Source organism: Brevibacillus sp. NPDC003359 (assembly GCF_042878995.1).
Taxonomy (GTDB): domain Bacteria; phylum Bacillota; class Bacilli; order Brevibacillales; family Brevibacillaceae; genus Brevibacillus.
Map to the genome: position 1 here is coordinate 278482 of NZ_JBIAOR010000003.1, position 15841 is coordinate 294322.

Here is a 15841-nt window from a genome sequence, read left to right on the forward strand (position 1 = left end):
TTCACCTGCTTTTTAGACATAACGGTCCAGCTTGTTTTCGATGCGATCCTGAATAATGGAGAGTACGAAGCAAATCATCCAGTAGATAAGGGCCGCTTCCACATAGACGAGCAGCGGTTCATATGTCGCAGCGACAACTTCTTGGGCTTTGCGAAACATCTCCGGTACCAGAACGACCGAAGCCAAGGAAGTATCCTTGACCAAACTGATAAACGAGTTGGACAAAGGCGGAATGGAGACGCGAGCTGCCTGAGGAAGCACGACTCTACGCAGTGCTTGCCAGTAGGTCATCCCCACGGAGTAGGCTGCTTCCCATTGACCTTTGTGAATGGACAAGATCGCGGCACGTACCACCTCGGAGGAGTAGGCACCGACGCTGAGAGAGAAGCCGATGATTGCCGATGGTATCGGATCGATCATCAAGCCGATACTCGGCAAGCCATAAAAAATGATGAACAATTGGACCAATAAAGGCGTACCGCGAATGATCGATACATAAAAGCGAGCGATGGCAATCAGCGGCTTTATGCCAGATAGACGCGCTAGCGCGGTGAGAACCGCAATGATCAGACCAATGAAAAAGGAAGCGATGGCGATTGTTATAGAATAGAGCAAGGCTCCTTTCAACAGAGGAAGAAAGGAGCTTTGCGCGATATCCATCCATCGGTTCAGGCGTTCTGGGTTTTCAAAGAAGCTACTTAGAGACATCTGCACCAAACCATTTCTCTGATATTTTTGCGAGGGTACCATCTTTCGTCATGTCATCCAGTGCTTTGTTGAATGCATCAACCAGCTCTGTGCTGCCCTTGCGGAAGAGGAAGCCGTTTTTCGCTACGTTCGGATCTTTTGCGATAATTTTGATAGGAACATCAGGCTTTTGTTTCATAAAGTCCAACAGGGAAATTCCATCGTTGATCGTAATGTCTACACGCTTGGAAACAAGCAGGTCAATCGCTTGGTTAAAGCCTTCCACACCGACGATTTCCGCTCCGTTTTTCTTCGCGATATCTGTGAGGTTGCTCGTCAATGTTTGCGCTGCTTTCAGGCCTTTGATATCCTCGAAGCCTTTTACGGTCGTGTTGTCTTTATGGGTGACGAGGACCGCTGTGGATACCGTGTATGGATTGGAGAAATCGTATTTTTCCTGACGATCAGGACGAATGCCTACCTGATTCGCTACGACATCAAAGCGTTTGGAGTCGAGTCCAGCGAACATCGCATCCCATTGTGCTTCTTGAAAAACAGGCTCTACGCCGATGCGCTTCGCTACCTCTGTCACGACCTCCACATCATAGCCTGTCAGCTTGCCAGACTGATCGTGGAACGTAAACGGCGCGTAGGTGCCCTCGGTTCCGATCAGGATTTTGCCGTCTGCTTTTACTTTTTCCAACAAGTTTTGTTCTTTTTTCTCTTCTGTTGGGGCAGGAGTGGCACTATTTTGCGGTGGCTGTCCCGTTGAAGACGACCCGCAACCTGCCAATGCGACTAACAGAGTGGAAGCGAGAAGCGAAAATAATAGTTTTTTCATAAATTAACCCCCACTAAACCGATGTGAAATTGATTAGGAACATACTAAAAGGGACAGACAATTTTGTCAATGTCTAAGAATTACTTCGTGATATCTTCACCGAACCATTTGATGGAAATCTTGGAAAGGGTTCCGTCCTGCTGCATCTCATCGAGCGCCTTGTTAATCGCATCAATCAATTCCGTGCTGCCTTTGCGGAACATGAAAGCGGTTGGTTGGCCCTCTGTATTTTTCGTCACGATTTTAATTGGCGTATCCGGCTTTTGCTTCAGGAAATCAAGCACGGACAAATTATCGTTGAGCACGACGTCCACACGTTTTTGTGCGATCAGGTCAATCGCCTGATTGAAGTTGTCTACACCGACGATTTCCGCCTCATTGGCGCGTGCGAGATCAGCGTAGTTGCTGGTCATGGATTGTCCAGCTTTCAAGCCTTTTATATCCTTGAAGTCTTTGACAGTTTCGTTGTCCTTGTGCGTGACCAAAACCGCGCGAGAAATCGTATACGGCTTGGAGAAGTCGTACTTTTCCTGACGATCAGGACGAACTCCTACCTGATTGGCAATCACGTCAAAGCGCTTGGAGTCGAGTCCCGCAAACATGGCATCCCATTGGGTCTCCTGGAAAACAGGCTCTACATCGAGTCGTTTGGCAACTTCCGTGATAACCTCCACATCGTAGCCAGTTAATTTGCCTGCCTGATCATGGTACGTAAAAGGAGAGTATGTACCTTCCGTACCAACGACGAGTTTTTTCTCGGCTTTTACTTTCTCTAGCAAATTTTGAGAAGCTGCTTGATCAGCAGGTGGTGTCGAATTATTCGGCTGAGAAGGAGAACCGGAAGTGCTACAACCGACCATTCCCAGTAGCAGACAAGATAGTAAGGTAGACAGAATGACTTTTTTCATGGTGACAATCCCCTTTATGTTAATCGGATTTCATGGATTCATAGTAGTTGTCGTTCATGCCTTTGTCAATCTTTAAATTGTTAAATCCTATTTGATTACTTTGAATTAGAAGGGACAAGGTTCTATGTAGCTGCGGTGGGGAGAAGAATATTTCCAGTCTAGGCTCCAGGCTCCGTCCTGCTGGGGGCTAAGACTGTTCGCTCCGAAGGGATTCGCGGGGAAACGCAAAAGTGGTAGCCGCTACGTCGCGTGGGCACGGTTGCGTTTCTTTTGCCCGCGAATCCCTTCTCCGCTCGGTAGGACTCCACAAGTCGCTACGTCTGGAAATATTCTTCTCTGTCGTAACCGATGACATTCTTCAATCTTTTAATGCTTTTAAGACCCGTTTAAGCACGGAAAGCTCGTAGAGGAAACAGGAGAAAACAGCGAAGATCTTTGGTACACCGACCGAGACGGAATGCTAAAAGCGAAACACGCCTTTAAGCGTCCACCTCTGAAATACATCCTGAAATGACCACTTTGGACGCGGTTTCGCTTATGGCATGGAGGCGGGCAGTCAATCCCACAGCGGGTGGGACAAGAAGCTGAGCGTTTTCTCCTGCTTCCTCCCCACCACTACAGTAACGTTTACACTTGTTATCTCTTTTAAGATTCTCCATTCATGTGGGGGCTATGTGCATGAGACGAAAACTTGGGGAAGAAGTAGTGGTTGAGGTTCCTCGTCAAGAAGCGTACAATTAGTACGAATTGAAAGGCCCACAAGCAATTGCGTGCTTGTTCTTCATAGGAGAGCGCACCGACAAAAGGAGTCAACCAACATGTTAAACGACTGGCGTATGTATACAGATGGAAGTGCAATGGAGCAAAAGCATGTAGCTTGGCATGAAGTGCTGAAGGAAATCGCTCAATTGGATGGAGTCACGCGGACGTTGGTTCACGCAGCGTATGGAGACCATGTGGATTTGGTCGTAGCAGGCGGGAACAACGGCAAAGTATTGGTGCAATGGAAAGAACACGAGCCTGTTGAGCAGCATTTTGTACTTGCGGCAGACAAGCAATCAGCGGTGATGTCCACGCTCGTCATCGAGGGTAGTGAAGTTGCTTTTCCCCTTTCCTGGTGTGTTCCGCTTGAGCAAGTTGTTCCTTTATGCGGGGATTTGCTAAGAACATGTGAAAAAGGGGAGCCAACCGAACTCGAATGGCTTCCGGTAGAAATGTAGGCAGGAGGGCAGCATGGAACTACAAACGTTGCAGCAGTCCATCCTCATCATGGCCGTCATCATTGGGATCGGTAGCTTAATCGGCTACCGGCAACCTTTGACTGCGGACTCCCGCCAGCTCGTCATCACGATTATTATAAACGTTGCCATGCCGTGCATTATTTTAGACGGGATCTTTCAAACAACCATTGATCAACAAATTTTATACCAAATTTTTGCAATATTCTTCATTTCGATTATCTTAAACTGCCTGGGCATTTTCATCGGCTGGTTAGGGGCGCGTGCCCTTCCTCTTCCTGTGAAAAAACGTCGGGAGATTGCTCTCTTGTCCGGCTTGGGGAATACAGGCTTCATTGGTTTGCCGCTTTGTGCGGCATTGTTTGGGCCAAAAGGGGCGTTATTGGCCGCTATTTTCGACGCAGGCGTGGATGTCGTGCTATGGACAGTGGGCGTGATGATGCTCCAGGAAAAAGGAAACTTTTCCTTGAAAGGGCTAAAAACACTCATCAACATCCCGATGATCGCGATCGTATTTGGACTCGGTTCTGCCATCATTGGGTTTGTGCCACCTGAGCCTGTGAAACAGCTGTTTGGAACGCTGTCCAAGCTCGCCTCTCCACTAGCCATGATGTACATTGGTATGCTCTTGCCTATGTTTTTGCGCAACAAACCGCAGGTGTCATTGAAGCTTTTGAGTATGCCACTCACGTTTAAATTAGTTGTTTTTCCACTGATGACGGCGTTTCTTTTGTCCGTTTTTTCAATCGACAGCGATATCGTCAGCGTTTCCCTCGTGCAAGTAGCAATGCCCACCCTGACATTGGCCTCGATCTTGTTCGGGCGCTATGCGGCGGATGAGGAGATGGGCGCCATGACGACGGTTTGTTCCACCTTGCTGGCGCTCTTGTCCATCCCGGTTGTTCTGGTCATGGGAAATTGGCTCTTGCACTAATCTTTTGCCAATCTCAGTCATAGTGAAACGAATCAGAGGAAACCTAAGTCTAACAAGTAAAGAATGACGAAAATGATGAGCAGGGATGGAGGAACAACAATGAAAAGTAAATCGATTCTGGCTGTTGCACTGACACTCCAGATGTTGGCGGCTTACCCTGTGCAGGCGGCAGGGCCTAGCACACCGCAAACAGCGATACTGGTAAATGGAGAGCAATCTTCCTTGGCAAAAGCACCGATTCTCGTCGAACAGCGCACCTATGTATCTGTCGAGGATGCGAGCCGGATTTTACAAGGTACGTGGAAACAAGACGCAACGAATGGAGAAATGAAGCTGGCAGACGGTACGCTGACGTTTCAACTCGCTACGGGAAAAGTAGCGTTGAATGGCAAGTGGCTAGAAAATGGTCAGGGCGCAATCGTGCGTGACAAGCAAGTGTATTTGCCACTGAGATGGATGGCAGAGAATGCCGGACATCAAATCACGTGGAATGCCGAGAAAAAGGCGGTGGAAATTGTGATTGATGGGGATGAGAATGCCTTTACGCTTGTCGATGTCGATAAGCTGACGGAACAGGAACGTACGTTTATTGACTCGGTAAAAGAACAGCAAGGGATTCACAAGCAAGGTGATCTTTACGTCATCGCACGCGGTTCCTCGCCGAATCCTGGCTATGGACTACAAATAAGCAAAGTGGAGCAGAGCTGGGAGCAGTTATTTGTATATGTGAAACAAACACAGCCTGATCCGGGCAGAATGTACCCGCAAGTGATTTCCTATCCGTATCTGGCGGCAAAAGTGAAGCTGCCACCTTACACGACAGTTGTATTTCTGGATGCAGAGACGAAGAAGCCATTGTTTGAAACAGAAGGCAACGGAAGTCGATAAGAAAGTCGGGGACACGACATACAGGGCCTGCTAGTGAGGAGCACTTAGCAGGCCCTCTTGTTTTTGTGCGACTCCTGATGTACGATATGGTTGTGATTTCCTATCCCTTGAGAAATGGAGGTGTATGTACGTGTTCGGAACTCTTCAGGCATGGTTTGTGGTAGAAACTTCCAGTATGACGCATGATGTAATATTCAACGGGACCAGTCTGTCCTTTTTTGCGCATACAACTGAACGGAGTTTCCATAGGCGTACCATGCATCGATCAGGGGCGGTTTGTTCTTGACTATAATGGGTAACTGACGTAAGGTCGGTCCCTTTCACGATGCCGCAGGTAATGGCCTGCGGCTTTTTTGCGTCCACTCGCACGTGCGGTGTGGTCTCAAAAATTGTGCCGGGGCCACCAGGAAATCCATTATTTTGAACCGTTACCAACATTTCTAGGAGGAAACAACCATGATTATTGTCGCGACACAGCAATTACAGAAATCGTACGGAGCAGATCCGGTTTTACAAGAGATCACATTGGAAATCAAGGCAGGCGAACGCGTCGGGATCGTCGGACCGAATGGAGCAGGCAAAACCACTTTGTTCAAGCTGCTGGCAGGTATAGAAAGCCCTGATTCTGGTGAGCTTTTTCGGGCAAAAGGAACGATATGGGCGTACCTGCCGCAAACGCCGAAATATCCAGCGGATTGGACGGGCGAGGATGTGGTAGCCAGCGCTTTTGCCGATGTTATCAAGCTGCAGGAGCAGATGCGCGAGCTCGAGCAGCAGATGGGGTTGCTTTACGAAAATGAACAAGAGTTAAACCGCCTCATGCTGCGCTATCAAAAGCTGCAAGATGAATTCGAACAACAGGATGGCTATCAGTGGGAGACGAAAATGACCCAGGTGACACAGGGCTTGGGAGTTAGTTCTGAGCTGTTAGCTACGCCTTTTGCCCAACTCAGCGGCGGGGAAAAGACAAAGGCTGGCCTTGCAAAGCTACTCTGCCAGCAAAGCGATGTTCTGCTCTTGGATGAGCCGACCAACCATCTGGATGTGGAGTCGATGGAGTGGCTAGAGGAGTTTTTGAAAAATTATCAGGGTACGATTCTTATCATCTCCCATGACCGTTATTTTTTAGATGCTGTTGTCACGTCTGTCTATCATGTGGACGGAGGAGAAGCCGAATTCTATATTGGCAATTACAGTGCGTTTGCCACGGAGCGCGAAGAGCGCTTGCTGCGCCAGTTTGCCGCTTTTCAGGAACAGCAGAAGCAGATCAAGAAAATGAAAGAAACAATCAAACGGCTCAAGGAGTGGGGCAATCGTTCCAATCCGCCAAACGAGGCTTTTCACCGAAGGGCGAAAAGTATGGAAAAAGCGCTGGCGCGGATTGAACGCATCGAGCGCCCGAAAATGGAAGCGGATCGCATGGGCTTGCAGTTTATGAAGACAGACCGAAGCGGGCAGGATGTGCTGAAAGCGACGGGGGTACAGAAAGCATTTGGCGGAAAACAATTGTTTGCAGACGCTAGCTTTTTATTGCGCTACGGTGAGCGAAAAGCACTGCTCGGACCAAATGGATGTGGGAAGTCTACGCTGATTCGCATGCTGCTAGGAGAGGTTCAGCCAGACGCAGGTACGCTCAAAATAGGCAGCAGTGTCAAGGTAGGCTACTTGTCACAGCAAGCTTTGGAAGGAGATCAAAACCAGCGACTGATTGACCTTTTCCGTGAGGTTGCCAGAGTGACGGAGCCGGAAGCACGACATTTACTGGCACGGTTTATGTTTTACGGCGAACAAGTTTTCAAGCGGATCGGGCAGCTGAGCGGCGGAGAGCGGATGCGACTGCGATTGGCGCAAATGATGCATCAGGAGATCAACCTACTCATTCTGGACGAACCGACCAACCATCTGGACATTGAAGCGCGAGAAACATTGGAGGAAGCATTGGCGGATTTTCGCGGGTCGTTGTTCATGATCTCTCATGATCGCTATTTCCTGCACAAGATGGCAGATGGCGTGTTTTGGGTAGAAAATAAGCGGCTGGTTCACGATGTGGGTTCCTATGAGGAAGCAAGGGAAAAGCAAAAACAGAGGATCGCTGCTCGAGCTGGTAAGCTGGAGGAGATAGAAAGAAAGCAGCCAGCAGTCAAACAAGTTCAAGAGACAGCTGTGACAAATGCAACCACCAAACGACTGAATCCATACAAGTTAGCAGAGCTCGAACAAAAAATAGCCTTGTTAGAAGAAAGAAAAGGTGAACTGACGGTCTTGCTCCAAAGTGAAGGGGCAGTTTACGAGCAGTTAGTAGCTTGGCAACAAGAGATCGATCAGGTGCAGAAGGAGATAGACGTAACCTTTTCGGCCTGGATGGAGCTACAGGAGCACTAGTAATATAAAAAGCACCGCCAGCAAAGTGTTGAATGCTGGTGGTGCTCCATTTTGTATGACTTACGATTGCGCTTGTGTGCTTGGTTCTGGCAGGCGACGATAGCCACTGACGAACCAGAGGAGGAGAAGTACCATCAGAACTCCACCGAGGAAGAAAGGACCGCTGTGGGAGACTTGGTAAACCGCTCCGCCTGTTAATGGACCCAAGATGCGTCCAAGGCTGTCCATCGAGCTGATTGCCCCACTCGTCACGCCTTGTCCTTGCGTCGTTCGTTGGGTGATCATTGCTGTGGCTGTCGCTCTGATCATTCCTTGACCCGCTCCGAATAGCGAGAGAATCAGCGCCAGTATCCAAAAGTTACCCGACAGAGGAATGGCGAAAAATCCAATGCCGTAAAGAATCATCCCAATGACGAGGACACTTGCTTCCCCTAACTGCTTGACCATTCTTCCAATGAGCCCGCCTTGTACCGCGGCAGCGATCAAGCCCATGACGAGAAACATATAGCCGAGGTCTTTGGAGGTAAAGCCGTACAAATCACTTATGTACAGGGCAAAAGTCGTTTCCAATCCCGAAAAAGCAAAGGAGACGGTGAACAAAATACCGTACAGCAAGGACATGGAACCGAACAAAGAGACAAGCGGATTTTGTTGCTGTTCTTTTTGCAGATTCGCCCGTTTTTCTTTCGGTAAGCTCTCTGGCAAGGCAAACAGGATCAGGAAAAACGTAAGCAACGCCACGATACCCGAAGCGTAGAAGGGAACGGCAAAGCCGAATCCACTGAGCAGTCCGCCAATTACCGGACCGAAGACAAAGCTAAGCCCAATTCCGGCGCCAATGATTCCCATCCCTTTTGCTCGTTCTTCTGAAGGGAAGAGATCCGCCACCATAGCAGTTACCGTTGGCAATGCGGCAGCCGAGACGATTCCACCCAAAATGCGATACAGGAGCATTTCTGTGTAACTGTCAGCTAGTCCAAACAGGATAAAGGTGATGGAAAAGCCGAACAGCCCGAATGATATGAGTGGCTTTCGCCCGATTCTGTCTGAAAGTGCTCCCCAAATCGGTGCAAACACCAGCTGCATAATATTGTAGCTGGCAAAAAGCACGCCGATTTGAAACGAAGTCGCACCCAATTTTTCTGCGAAAAAGGGAAGAATGGGGATAATGATGCCAAAACCGAGCATGATGAAAAAAGCAATAAAGAACAAGAGGGCAAGGTGCTTCTTATTCACTACGTCTACCTCGTTTCCAACAAAAATCTGTTCAAGCTGATTGTTTGCTTTTTCCACCTTACGTGAAGGAAAAGGCGAAGTCAAGCCAACAACGTGGGCAGTTATTGCGAGACGTGCTATAATAGAAAAGAAATAAGAATGGCTACCTATATTGTCAAGTATATATCCATGAGGTGTATGTTACATGTCTACTGCGATGCTTTACTACCTGGCCTGGAATGAAGATGATTGGCTGGATGAAGTGCTTGATCGTTTTCCTGAGATTAACGCCATTGTGCCTTCAGTCAAAACCTTCGAGTTGCTGGCTAAACAAAGAGAGTCCGGAGAAGTTGAGCGAGCTGTCCTCGTTCTAAATGCGGCTGTCGAACAGGAGAGATGCAAGGAGTTTTTACGCTTGTGTCAAGAACATCCACAGTTGTCCACGGACCCTTTGTATATCGTCGGACTGAAACCGGAAGAGGAGGAGGCGTGGCAAGAAGCGTATCCGCACGCGAAGATCATCGTCATTACCGGCTTTGCTGTCGAGTTTGATTACGATGCCGTCCTCGCAAGGATGGAAATCGATCTGGAGGGAGCTCATTGAAAATAAACCCGAATGAATTCGATTTGAAGGCGTTTCTGCACCGTTTCGGATTGTTTATTTATACAGGCGATCCTGAAGGGGATTTGCTGTTGATAGAAGATGAAATTCGGGAGCTATATGAGCTGAACGTCATTGACAAGGAAGAGTTCATTGAAGCCATGTCAGCATTGCGCAGCAAGCGTAAGGCTGATGGAAGAGAATAGAGTGTAAGTACGTGTTTGCCAAGCCGTGTGTATGCGGGTGTTGGTAAACACGTTTTTTTTGTTTTGGAATCTCAAAATCTATTTTGTAAGAAATTCTTCAGAAATCCTTATCCATTTCTTAAGGATTTCTGTCTTCTTTTGAAAGGTTTACCCGTTAGGATAGAGTACAGAGAGAAAGGAGGCGGCACAGGTGGAGTTTACAGGGTATTACGCACGATTCTGGGAGATGGTTACAGGCATGCTGGGAAAATTCATTCCTGACGAGATTACGGTCATGACCGTGGGGGCGCAGGTTGCCAATACAGGGGCGGACTTTTTTACAGCATTTGCAGTCATATACCCCGTTTTTTTCATCGTTTCTTTCGTGGGGTACTTGCTGGGAGCGAGTGCATTTGGCTGGATGACCCGGAATCTGGGCTTGCGTGCTGATTTACTGTCGGCATTGCGCGGATCAATGGGCTGGCTGCTCGCTTTTGGAATCTTTCTTCCGATTATTCGTCATATCGTGCCTATCCTCGCTGGTGCCAGTCGAATGCCGTTTCGACAGTTCCTCCTATTCTTTTTGCCGAGCAGTATAATTTGGACCTTGCATTACTTTGTTGCAGGCTATTGGTTCTTTGATCAACTGGATATAATGGTTGCGGGAGTTTATCAATATAGCAAAATTACGTTGACGATCGTTTGTTTCGCAGGGTTTTCGTTCCTCATGATTCGCCAGTTACAGCGTCTTGGTGGAATGAAAGAACCTAGAACGAATAAGCAACCCCCTGTGTCGTAATCTCTACTCATTCCTTAGAGTCCGGCGCTTGTCTGTCCATGAACATTTCGGATAGCAGGCGTCTTTTTGTTATGTAGATAGATTTTTGTTATGTTCTGATATTTTTAAAAGTTTGCGAAAAAAGAAGTTTACAAATGGTAATAGTGGGGTAGATTACCAAATGTCGTCGTGTCATGAATTTCATTTTTTTATTTTGTGTGATTGGAGGCTTTTGCATGAGGAGCATAAAAAATGTGCTGGTAACCATTTTGGCTGCCATCACCATCGGTATTTTTATTCTTCAGCTAGTGTTTGGTTTTCTCCAGTTTGAGCAAATTATCTCGAGTGAAGTAGAAGCAAAGCTACAAATGCAGGTAGCCAAAGAGGCGGCTTATCTGAATGGTATGCTGGACAAGACAGGCAAGCTCTCGGAAACACTCACGTATTCTGTCTCGCATGGCTCCAAGGAAACAATCAAGCAACTCGAAGGGACGCTGGTCGATGTTGTAGCGTCTGAGCCTTTGATTGTGGGCGGTGGATTTTGGATGGAGCCATATAGCTTCGACAGCTCACAAAAGCTGTACGGCAGGTACGCTATCCGCAATAACGACAAGGTTGAGCTCGATCCTGCTTACAGTGATGGCAGCTATGATTATCTCGCACAGGATTGGTACAAGGCGGGAATGGTTGACAAACCATATGTGTGGACAGAACCTTATGCCGACCCGATCTCCAAAGTTCCTATGGTTACAGCAATTGCGCCCATAAAAGTGGGAGGAAAGATCGGCGGTACGACGACATTGGATATCGGACTTACGGAGCTTAACAAAAGCATCGAAAATTTGAAGGTAGGCGAAACCGGTTACGGCTTTATCGTTTCCAAGTCGGGTATTTACGTTTCCCACCGCGACGCGCAAAAGAACTTGCAGGTGAAAATTACGGACGAGTCTGAAACGGGACTGCGGGATATTGCCAATCACATAACAGAAGCAACCGCAACGGGTATGACGCAAGCTACCATAGCTGGACAAAAGCAATACGTCACCTTCGCTCCGATCGGGGAAACAGGTATGACGCTAGCTACTGTCATGCCCGCAGCAGAGATTAACGGACCGATTACCCAATACTTTTACATCAGCCTAATTATTTTTGGTGTCTCCATCAGTATTTTCCTCGTACTCTTGTACTGGTTTATCAATCGACAGGTAGCACGTCCATTGCTGCAGCTGAAAGCAGGCATCGTCAATTTGGTGGAAAAAAAGGATTTAACCCAGACCATCCCAATCCGGCGTAAGGATGAGATTGGTGACGTAGCGACAGCAGTGAATGCATTCATTGAGGATCTGCACGGAATGATGAAAAATATTAGCGGCTATACCGGTCAAGTAGGAACAGTCTCGGATACCTCCGCAAAGAAAGCGCATGAAGCACGACTTGCCTTCGGTCAGGTGGCCTCGTCGTTCCAAGAGGTAGCAACCGGCACGGAGAATCAACAGCACAGTGCTGAGGAAAGTGCTCGGGCGATGGAAGAAATGGCAATCGGTATTCAGCGGATTGCCGAAGCCTCCTCCACGATGGCCGAATCATCGAAACATATGGCAAACGAAGCGGTGGCGGGCAACCAATCTGTAGAAAAGGTGTCAGGACAGATGGATTCGATCAACCGATCTGTTAGTCATTCTGCCGATGTAGTTCGTTCGCTGGATAGCCGTTCAGCAGAAATCTCACAGATCGTGGAAGTAATCGCAAGCATCGCATCCCAGACGAACCTTTTGGCACTGAATGCGGCGATTGAAGCTGCGCGTGCAGGTGAACAAGGAAGAGGCTTCGCTGTGGTAGCGGATGAAGTGCGCAAGCTGGCAGAGCAGTCCAACGACTCGGCCAACCAAATCGCCAATCTGATTACCGAAATCCAACGGGAAACGACTTCAGCGGTACAAGCAATGGATGAGGGAACGCGCGAGGTTGAAACCGGAATCCAGATTGCCCAAGAGACAGGGGAAGCATTCCGCCGGATCATGGATTCTACCCAGGATGTCGCGGATCAGATTCAGGAGATTTCATCCGTTGCAGAGGAAATGTCAGCGGCAACGGAACAGGTGACGGCATCTATTTTGCAGTTGTCCTCGATTGCAAAGGAATCTGCCTCAAGTGCATCGAGTGTGGCTGCTTCTACGGAAGAGCAGCGCATCTCGATGAACCAGCTCTCTACATCCGCAGAGCAGCTAAACCAGATGGCAAAGGAATTACAGCAAATGATCCACCGTTTCACACTCTAACCACTGTTTGCAAAAAAAAGCAAAATGATGAGCTGCTGCTGTCATATGACGGTAGCAGTTCGTTTATTGACAGAAAAACAGAAGTCAGAATATAATGAATACGAAATAAAGCAAACTAAAGCAATATTTTGCAAACAAAAACCTGAGGTTGGTGGACCAGAATGCAAAACCATAAGTACGACGTTGTGGTGATTGGTGGTGGAGTAGTCGGTACAGCCATATTACGCGCCCTTTCGTTTTATCAACTGAAACTGCTTTTAATCGAGAAGCAGCCTGACGTTTGTGAAGGGACAAGCAAGGCGAACAGTGGAATTGTCCATACCGGGTTTGATGCAAAGCCAGGCACGGTTGAGGCAGAGTGCCTTCGCCGCTCCCGCAGCTTATGGCCGATGTTAGTTGAGAATCTGAGAATCCCCTACATTCCCTGTGGCGCCGTGATGGTGGCGACAAACGAAGAAGAAAAGCAGATTATCGAAACCACCTATGTTCCCAATGCAAAGGCGAATGACGTAGATGTTCATTGGATGTCTGCTGAGGAGATTCTCGAGATGAATCCCGCTGTGACAGTCAAGGTAACAGGCGGATTGGCAGTACCAGACGAAGCGATCTGCGATCCATTCTGGGCCACCAGAGCCTTCGGAGAGATAGCCGTGTTAAACGGTGCGGAGGTTGTGCTTGGGCAAGGAGTCTCCCGCATCGAGACTGTTCCGGATGGAGAGGACCTTCTCCTTACGTTGGAAAATGGTGAAACGGTCACGACCCGTTATGCGGTGAATGCTGCCGGATTATGGTCCGATGAAATTGCTCGGATGGTGGGAGATGAGAGCTTCTCCATTTCACCGCGTAAAGGCCAGTTTATCCTGACCGAAAAGGCGATATCCATTTCCTCGATCATCCTGCCTGTTCCAACGAAAACCTCCAAGGGCGTGTTGGTTTCGCCAGTTGTTTTCGGTGGTTTTCTGCTTGGGCCAACGGCGGAGGATCAAGCGGACAAATGGGATCGCTCCACCTCACAGGTCGGCATGGAATCGGTGCTGGCAGGCTGTGAGAAACTGGTTCCCGACTCTCGGCATTTTTCTACGATTCGTCAGTTTGCCGGGGTCAGGGCAGTTTGCAGCGAAGGAGATTTTGTCATCCGCCCATCTGCAGTACAGCCACGCATGATTCATGCCGCCGGGATTCGTTCCACCGGACTCTCGGCTTCCCCAGGCATAGCAGAGCTGGTAGCGGAAACTCTCCAGAAAGCCGGGCTTGAGCTGCAAGCAAACGAACAGGCACAGCACGCCCTGCCGGATCTCTTTTCAGAAGAGCAGGAAACAGGAGAGGTCATCTGTCTGTGCCGCTCCATTACCCGGAGTGAGATCGTCAATTCATTGAAGCGTCCACTCACCCCGCAGACCATTGATGGAGTGAAGCGGCGGACTGGAGCTACCTTAGGAGAATGCCAAGGAAATTGCTGTATTCCCAAAATCATCGATGTTATGGCCGAGACCTATCCTGAACAGACCGGGAAACAGCCTTTAAAAGGAGTAAGAAACTCTTATCTAGCTGTAGCACAAGGAGAGGAGCAGTTATGAAGTATGAATTGGTGATCATTGGAGCAGGAATCTCGGGATTGACGGCAGCCCTTTCAGCGTGGGAAGGAGGAGTCAGCTCTGTTCTGATGATCGATTATCAGAAGAGAAGAGGTGGCTTCACCTTACCGTATTGGAGCTCTGATGAGTTTGCTTTAGAACGGGAGCTGCTGGAAAAAGCCGCGTCGCTTCCCTACGAGATTCACGAACAATCAACTGTCGTCGGTTTTTTTCCAGGCGCAAACGGTCAGCTGCACCAGTTGTACGTCCAATCACCGATGGGCACCTATTCTATAGAGGCAAAGAAAATACTGATTGCCTCAGGCTCACTGGAAAAACCGCGTGAGGCGCACAAAATCCCGGGGACACGTCCAGCAGGAGTCATGACTCCGATGATGGCGATGCAGCTGATAGAGCGAGGATATCAGCCAGGCCGCAAAATTGTGTTGATCGAGAATGGCAGAATCTCTCGGAGTACAGCGGTCCTTCTGGAACAAGAGACGAGCAATATGGTCAAATACGCTGAGTCAGATTGGGAGCTTACCTCTATCAAGGGACTGTCCCGTGTAGAAGGAGTACAGCTGCGGAATCGGATGACGGATGAGATAAACGAAGTGGCGTGCGATACGCTCATCTTTGCAAAAGGGAGGGTACCCTGCACGTTTTTCTTGAAAGGAACGCCAATCGAGCGAGATCATCACGATGCAATTATCGTAGATGCCACCGGGAAAACGAATCTGCCGGATGTTTATGCAGCAGGGAGTTGTACCTGTCGTGGCGACGATGATCACACCAATTCGATGGAATTGGCAAAAGAAACAGCCAAGCATCTCTTTTAAAGCGATCGTCAGAAGGGAGAGTTTACGATGAAGCTATCCGACTCGTTTACGATTCAGGCAAGCAAAGCGGATGTATGGTCCGTCTTTATGGATGTAGAAAAGCTGTCAGGCTGCGTACCAGGTTGCAAAGAAGTGAAAATGAGTAGCCCCACCCGTTATGAGGCGAGCATGGAAGTGAAAATTCAGTTTATGACGATTCAATTCCGCGTCACGGGGGAATTAAAAGAAGCGGTAGAAGGAGAAGCGCTGCAAGTGGAGATGACCGGACAACCGGTAGCGTTGGCAGGATTGTTCCGCAATCAATTGCACCTTCAGCTAATAGAGGAACAGCCGGGAGCCACACGCGTGCAGTACGAGATGGATTTGCAAATGACAGGACGACTCGCATCGTTAGGAGATATACTAATGAAGGGGACTGTGAAGAAAAAGGCGGAAGAATTTGCGACGAACGTCCAGACCCTGTTCCAGTCTAGTCAGGAGATTTACAATTAA

15 protein-coding genes are annotated in these 15841 nt (G+C 48.6%); 11 read left to right on the forward strand and 4 right to left on the reverse strand.

The features are described from left to right. Nucleotides 1–12 precede the first annotated feature (12 nt). From ACFYU8_RS13025 to ACFYU8_RS13035, 3 genes are all read right to left on the reverse strand, one after another. On the reverse strand, nt 13–708 hold the full coding sequence (locus ACFYU8_RS13025; RefSeq protein WP_390299279.1) for an amino acid ABC transporter permease: 696 nt from the start codon (nt 706–708) through the stop codon (nt 13–15). Beyond that, a complete protein-coding gene (locus ACFYU8_RS13030; RefSeq protein ID WP_390299282.1) occupies nt 695–1528 on the reverse strand; it encodes an amino acid ABC transporter substrate-binding protein in 834 nt (277 codons plus the stop codon). Before ACFYU8_RS13030 ends, ACFYU8_RS13025 begins: the two co-directional genes overlap by 14 nt. Before the next feature lie 80 nt (nt 1529–1608). Further along, nucleotides 1609–2436 (reverse strand): amino acid ABC transporter substrate-binding protein, encoded by an 828-nt coding sequence (locus ACFYU8_RS13035; RefSeq protein ID WP_390299285.1) that lies wholly within the window; start codon nt 2434–2436, stop codon nt 1609–1611. Between the two features lie 818 nt (nt 2437–3254). On the opposite strand from ACFYU8_RS13035, the gene ACFYU8_RS13040 reads away from it, so the two are divergent. From ACFYU8_RS13040 to abc-f, 4 genes are all read left to right on the forward strand, one after another. Next, nucleotides 3255–3656, forward strand: coding sequence for a hypothetical protein (locus ACFYU8_RS13040; protein WP_390299288.1), 402 nt, complete (start codon nt 3255–3257; stop codon nt 3654–3656). Between the two features lie 13 nt (nt 3657–3669). Then, entirely contained in the window at nt 3670–4608 is a 939-nt protein-coding gene (locus ACFYU8_RS13045; RefSeq protein ID WP_390299291.1) for an AEC family transporter, read from the forward strand. Between the two features lie 99 nt (nt 4609–4707). Continuing rightward, entirely contained in the window at nt 4708–5496 is a 789-nt protein-coding gene (locus ACFYU8_RS13050) for a stalk domain-containing protein (RefSeq protein WP_390299295.1), read from the forward strand. A 456-nt stretch (nt 5497–5952) separates the two neighbouring features. Continuing rightward, on the forward strand, nt 5953–7878 hold the full coding sequence (abc-f, locus tag ACFYU8_RS13055) for a ribosomal protection-like ABC-F family protein (RefSeq protein ID WP_390299298.1): 1926 nt from the start codon (nt 5953–5955) through the stop codon (nt 7876–7878). Between the two features lie 60 nt (nt 7879–7938). Here abc-f and ACFYU8_RS13060 read toward each other — a convergent pair whose 3' ends face one another. Continuing rightward, on the reverse strand, nt 7939–9276 hold the full coding sequence (locus ACFYU8_RS13060; protein ID WP_390299828.1) for an MFS transporter: 1338 nt from the start codon (nt 9274–9276) through the stop codon (nt 7939–7941). A gap of 22 nt (nt 9277–9298) precedes the next feature. Between ACFYU8_RS13060 and ACFYU8_RS13065 the strand changes: the two genes are divergently transcribed. The 7 genes from ACFYU8_RS13065 (at nt 9299) to ACFYU8_RS13095 (ending at nt 15841) form a co-directional block, all read left to right on the forward strand. Beyond that, nucleotides 9299–9697: a hypothetical protein gene (locus ACFYU8_RS13065; RefSeq protein WP_390299301.1), complete on the forward strand. Its 399-nt coding sequence runs from the start codon at nt 9299–9301 to the stop codon at nt 9695–9697. Beyond that, nucleotides 9694–9900 carry a YqgQ family protein gene (locus ACFYU8_RS13070; protein ID WP_007721527.1) on the forward strand — a complete coding sequence of 69 codons (207 nt, stop codon included), beginning with the start codon at nt 9694–9696 and terminating at the stop codon, nt 9898–9900. The genes ACFYU8_RS13065 and ACFYU8_RS13070 overlap by 4 nt, the downstream gene beginning before the upstream one ends. Nucleotides 9901–10090: 190 nt before the next feature. Next, the gene (locus tag ACFYU8_RS13075) at nt 10091–10678 is read left to right on the forward strand and encodes a DedA family protein (RefSeq protein ID WP_390299305.1); all 588 of its coding nucleotides are present in this window, start codon (nt 10091–10093) and stop codon (nt 10676–10678) included. Between the two features lie 215 nt (nt 10679–10893). Beyond that, nucleotides 10894–12936 (forward strand): methyl-accepting chemotaxis protein, encoded by a 2043-nt coding sequence (locus ACFYU8_RS13080; protein ID WP_390299308.1) that lies wholly within the window; start codon nt 10894–10896, stop codon nt 12934–12936. A gap of 161 nt (nt 12937–13097) precedes the next feature. After that, entirely contained in the window at nt 13098–14513 is a 1416-nt protein-coding gene (locus ACFYU8_RS13085; RefSeq protein WP_390299311.1) for an NAD(P)/FAD-dependent oxidoreductase, read from the forward strand. Beyond that, complete coding sequence (locus tag ACFYU8_RS13090) at nt 14510–15349, forward strand: NAD(P)/FAD-dependent oxidoreductase (protein ID WP_390299314.1); 840 nt, start codon at nt 14510–14512, stop codon at nt 15347–15349. The genes ACFYU8_RS13085 and ACFYU8_RS13090 overlap by 4 nt, the downstream gene beginning before the upstream one ends. Nucleotides 15350–15376: 27 nt before the next feature. After that, nucleotides 15377–15841, forward strand: coding sequence for an SRPBCC family protein (locus ACFYU8_RS13095; RefSeq protein WP_327949200.1), 465 nt, complete (start codon nt 15377–15379; stop codon nt 15839–15841).